General features: G+C 56.6%; 6 protein-coding genes. 5 read left to right on the forward strand and 1 reads right to left on the reverse strand.

Features of this window, described 5'->3' with window-relative positions:
• Positions 1-309 precede the first annotated feature (309 nt).
• Complete coding sequence (locus ACR0DY_RS19790) at positions 310-1,269, forward strand: IS110 family RNA-guided transposase (protein ID WP_480899017.1); 960 nt, start codon at positions 310-312, stop codon at positions 1,267-1,269.
• Between the two features lie 51 nt (positions 1,270-1,320).
• On the opposite strand, the gene ACR0DY_RS19795 is transcribed toward ACR0DY_RS19790, so the two are convergent.
• A complete protein-coding gene (locus tag ACR0DY_RS19795) occupies positions 1,321-1,686 on the reverse strand; it encodes a winged helix-turn-helix transcriptional regulator (protein WP_480484960.1) in 366 nt (121 codons plus the stop codon).
• A gap of 124 nt (positions 1,687-1,810) precedes the next feature.
• On the opposite strand from ACR0DY_RS19795, the gene gstA reads away from it, so the two are divergent.
• From gstA to ACR0DY_RS19815, 4 genes are read left to right on the forward strand one after another with little or no spacing between them, the layout of a single operon-like run.
• Entirely contained in the window at positions 1,811-2,422 is a 612-nt protein-coding gene (gene gstA / locus ACR0DY_RS19800; RefSeq protein ID WP_480484959.1) for a glutathione transferase GstA, read from the forward strand.
• Positions 2,419-2,799: a nuclear transport factor 2 family protein gene (locus ACR0DY_RS19805; protein WP_480484958.1), complete on the forward strand. Its 381-nt coding sequence runs from the start codon at positions 2,419-2,421 to the stop codon at positions 2,797-2,799. Before gstA ends, ACR0DY_RS19805 begins: the two co-directional genes overlap by 4 nt.
• 4 nt (positions 2,800-2,803) lie before the next feature.
• A complete protein-coding gene (locus ACR0DY_RS19810; protein WP_480484957.1) occupies positions 2,804-3,025 on the forward strand; it encodes a tautomerase family protein in 222 nt (73 codons plus the stop codon).
• Positions 3,022-4,005, forward strand: a complete 984-nt coding sequence (locus ACR0DY_RS19815) for an NAD(P)H-dependent flavin oxidoreductase (RefSeq protein ID WP_480484956.1) — start codon at positions 3,022-3,024, stop codon at positions 4,003-4,005. The genes ACR0DY_RS19810 and ACR0DY_RS19815 overlap by 4 nt, the downstream gene beginning before the upstream one ends.
• The last annotated feature ends 41 nt before the right edge of the window (positions 4,006-4,046 follow it).

Raw genomic sequence — 4,046 nt, forward strand, 5'->3', positions numbered from 1 at the left:
AGAAAGAAAGGCTCGAGACACGCCATTTGCGCGTCGATCAGCCAGAAAAATCACTCATGTCACCGCTCCGTTTTCGGAGCTGTGAAGCACGCGGCACAACAAAAACCAATGAATCCTGACCCTTCTGTATCTCGAGTTTGCTAACTTAACCCCCGTCAGCCACCTTTGCCGAGGTTGCTGACGGGGCGGTGTATGGCGTCTGAGCCTTGTGGCATGACCACGTTTTCTAGCGAGCCAGCACCGTCTCTCTTCATCGTCTCGAACAGTTGAATGCGGCCGGTCTGGACCGCGGAGCAGAAGGAAGAGGGTATGAACAAAGTATCACACGAACAGATCATCGGCATAGACGTCAGCCGCGATTGGCTTGACGTTCATTGTCTGCCGGACATTCGTAGGTTGCGGCTCCCGAACAGCGATGAGGGTCACGCGCAGCTTGTTGGTCTGGCACAATCAACGCACGCGCTTGTTTGTTTCGAGGCGACTGGAGGGCAGGAATGGCGTCTGTGGACCGCGCTGGATGCAGCCGGTATCGCGACTCGGCAGTTGCCGCCAGCTCAGATCAAAGCCTTCGCTGCCAGCCATGGCACACGCGCCAAGACGGATCGGATCGACGCGGAACTCATTGCGCGATTCATGGCATTTCGACCAGACGCAGGGCGCGAACTGCCACATGGGAAATTGCGCCTTCTCAGAGCCTTGGCATCCAAGCGTGCGCAGCTTGTCGAGACGCGCAAGAGACTTCTGGCGCAGATCAAGGCGCATGAGAAATTGGGAACGGATGGGATTTTCACTGAAGTTGATGCTGAGCTGAGGGCGCTGTTGGATCGACAGATCGGTAAATTGGAAGATCAGATTGCGCAGACCATCGCCGCAGATCAGGGCCTTGCAAAAACCGCTGATATCTTGCGTTCTGTTCCTGGGATCGGCCCCGTTGCCAGCACTATTCTTATCGCGGAAATGCCTGAACTGGGCCAACTCTCGGGAGAACAAGCTGCCGCGCTCACGGGTCTGGCTCCCATTGCTCACGACAGCGGTGCGATGCGTGGCAAGCGCGCCATTGGTGGGGGACGGCGACAGGTACGACACGTCATGTTCCAGGCTGCTCTCGTCGCGAGTCATCACAATCCGCATCTCAAGATCTTCGCAGATCGTTTGCGTGACGCGGGCAAGCCACACAAAGTCATCATCACAGCAGTCGCTAGAAAGCTTGTTACAATCGCGAACGCACTCCTCAAATCTCAGCAAAACTGGTCGGCTCAGACCCCCTGAGAAATACAGTTGCTAGATTTGCTGCAAAGCTGTCCGAGAAGACGGGACCACTTAATCTGCCCCCTGTTGACTACTTTGTCGTGCCTTCAGTCGGTGGCCGACCTGAACAATCGCGTCAAGGGCCGGGATCAATTCGGCCCCAAGCTCGGTCAGGCTGTATTCCGTCGAGGGGGGCGACGTGCGCCGGACATGGCGGACCAGCACACCTCGTGCAGCCAGTTCCGACAAACGGGCCGAAAGTACCTTGGCAGAAATCGGCGGAATATCCGAACGCAGTTCACTAAAGCGGCGCGGCCCGGCCCGCAACGACCAGATCACGTTCGGCGCCCAGGCACCTGCAATCACAGCCATGCATTCGGTCAGCATGCAGGGTTCGGGTGGCGCAGGGCTTCGGTTGTTCCGCATCTTCAGGGCCATGAGTCGTTACCAGGTTTCTGTTGGGTTACTCTATTTTTTAAGTAACCATCAGAAACCTAGTTGTCAACGGATATGCCCTTCTCCATGTCTATGGTGCCACCAGTAATCCCCAGAAAGGAATACCATGAAACTCTACTACAAACCGGGCGCATGTTCGCTTGCCAGCCACATCGTGCTGACCGAAATCGGCACTCCCTTCGAAACTGAGGCCGTTGATACCGCGGCTGGCCGCACTGAATCCGGCGCGGATTTTAGATCCATCAACCCCCGAGGATATGTGCCGGTGCTTGCGCTGGACGACGGTGAACTTGTCAGGGAGGGATCCGCTATTCTTCAATATCTTGCTGATAAGAACCCGTCCTCTGATCTGGCACCATCAAACGGAACGATGGCCCGGACACGGGTTCAGGAATATCTGAGTTTTGTGGCGGCCGATCTGCACAAATCCTTCAGCCCGCTGTTCAAGGGTGATTCCACCGACGCCGAAAAAACCAAGGCGCGCAGCATCGTCAAAACAAAATTCGATCAGGTCGAAAACATACTGGCCGATGGGCGGGAATACCTTGTGGACGGAAAGTTTTCGGTCGCGGACGCATATCTTTTCGTTGTCTCGAACTGGGCAAATTTTACGGAAATCGATTTGTCCGGCTGGCCAAACCTGAAAGCCTATGTCGAGCGGGTGGCAGCACGTCCCGCAACACAAACGGCGATGCGCGCCGAAGGGCTGATCCAATGACCCCGGCCGATCACAAAGCTGTGGTCGAATTGATGGAGGCCTATTTCGAGGGCCTTCATCACGCCGACAGCAACGCCCTGAGACAGGTGTTTCACCCGAAACTGGCCTATATCTGCGCCACCGAAGGGGATGAGCTGTATCTGGATCTTGAGAGCTATATGGCCCGTGTGGATCAGCGTGAACAGCCAGCAAAGCGCGGTGACCCGCGCGATGAAGAGATATTGCAGATCTCCTTCGGCAGTCCGAGGCTGGCCCATGTCATGGCCCGTATGTCGATGATGGGGCGCGATTATCTGGATTACCTTTCCCTTGTCCGCCACGGCAATGACTGGCGGATTGTCACCAAGGTCTTCTCCTACGTTCCAAGGAAGGATTAAAACCATGCCATATGTGAATGTCAAAGTAACCCGTGAAGGTGGTCCTGACGGAACCGGCCCAAGCCAGAGCGAGAAAGCAAAGCTGATCGCCGGAGTGAGCGAACTGTTGCACGAGGTGCTGGGCAAAAACCCGGCAACCACAGTCGTCGTGATTGACGAGGTCGATCTGGACAACTGGGGCATCGGTGGGCTGCCGGTTGTCGACTACCGAAAGACGGCCACGTGAAAACCCGGCTGACCGAGCGCCTGAACCTGTCCCACCCGATCATTCAGGCGCCAATGGCGTTTGTTGCGGGTGGGTCGTTGGCCTCGGCTGTGACGCAGGCGGGCGGGCTCGGGCTGGTCGGCGGGGGTTACGGCGATCGGGACTGGATTGCGCAACAGTTCGATGCAGCCGGAACCACCCCTGTCGGGTGCGGTCTGATCACATGGAAGCTGGCAGAGCAGCCCGCTCTGCTCGATTACGTGCTGGAGCGCGGGCCAGCCGCGGTCTTTCTGTCCTTTGGTGATCCTGCACCCTTTGCCGACAGGATCAAACGGACGGGCGTTCCGCTTATCTGCCAAATCCAGACACTTCGGGACGCGCTGCGTGCCATTGCAGTTGGCGCCGATGTCATTGTGGCTCAGGGGGCCGAAGCTGGTGGCCACGGCGAGGTGCGCGGCACGATCGCGCTTGTGCCCGAAGTGGCGGATAAAATTGACGCATCGAACAGTTCGGCTGTACTTTGCGCCGCCGGTGGTATCGGCGATGGTCGCGGTCTGGCTGCGGCCCTGATGCTTGGCGCAGATGGCGTTGTGATAGGAACTCGGTTTGTTGCTGCAGATGAGGCGCTGATCCATCCGCAGATTCTCAGCGACATCTTGCGCGCATCAGGGGATGAAACCGTTCGAACCTCGGTTCCCGACATCATTCGCGGTTATTCTTGGCCGGACCGATACTCAATCCGGGTACGTCGAAATGATTTTGTCAGTAAATGGCATGGTCGAGAAGCCGCGCTAGACGCCGGCTTGGATGTCGAAAGACGACTTTGGAACGATGCTCAGAATTCCGGAAATCCGTCAATCGTTCCCGGTATTGTCGGCGAAGGTGTGGGTATCATAAGAACCTCGAAACCTGCAGAACAGATCATTGACGAGATCATGCACGATGCGATCAACCTTATCAAAGGTGAAGGCGGCAGACATTTGTTTCGGCATAAGGCTTGATTGTCAATCGGTCAAAAAACGCGATTAGATAGGATCTAATG

Source organism: Ruegeria sp. O6, from assembly GCF_056535045.1.

What these genes read in the sequence shown, in the direction of transcription:
- ACR0DY_RS19790 (WP_480899017.1), top strand. Translation starts at nt 310, where the DNA reads ATGAACAAAGTATCACACGAACAGATCATCGGCATAGACGTCAGCCGC.
- gstA (WP_480484959.1), top strand. Translation starts at nt 1,811, where the DNA reads ATGAAACTCTACTACAAACCGGGCGCATGTTCGCTTGCCAGCCACATC.
- ACR0DY_RS19795 (WP_480484960.1), bottom strand. Translation starts at nt 1,686, where the DNA reads ATGGCCCTGAAGATGCGGAACAACCGAAGCCCTGCGCCACCCGAACCC.
- ACR0DY_RS19805 (WP_480484958.1), top strand. Translation starts at nt 2,419, where the DNA reads ATGACCCCGGCCGATCACAAAGCTGTGGTCGAATTGATGGAGGCCTAT.
- ACR0DY_RS19810 (WP_480484957.1), top strand. Translation starts at nt 2,804, where the DNA reads ATGCCATATGTGAATGTCAAAGTAACCCGTGAAGGTGGTCCTGACGGA.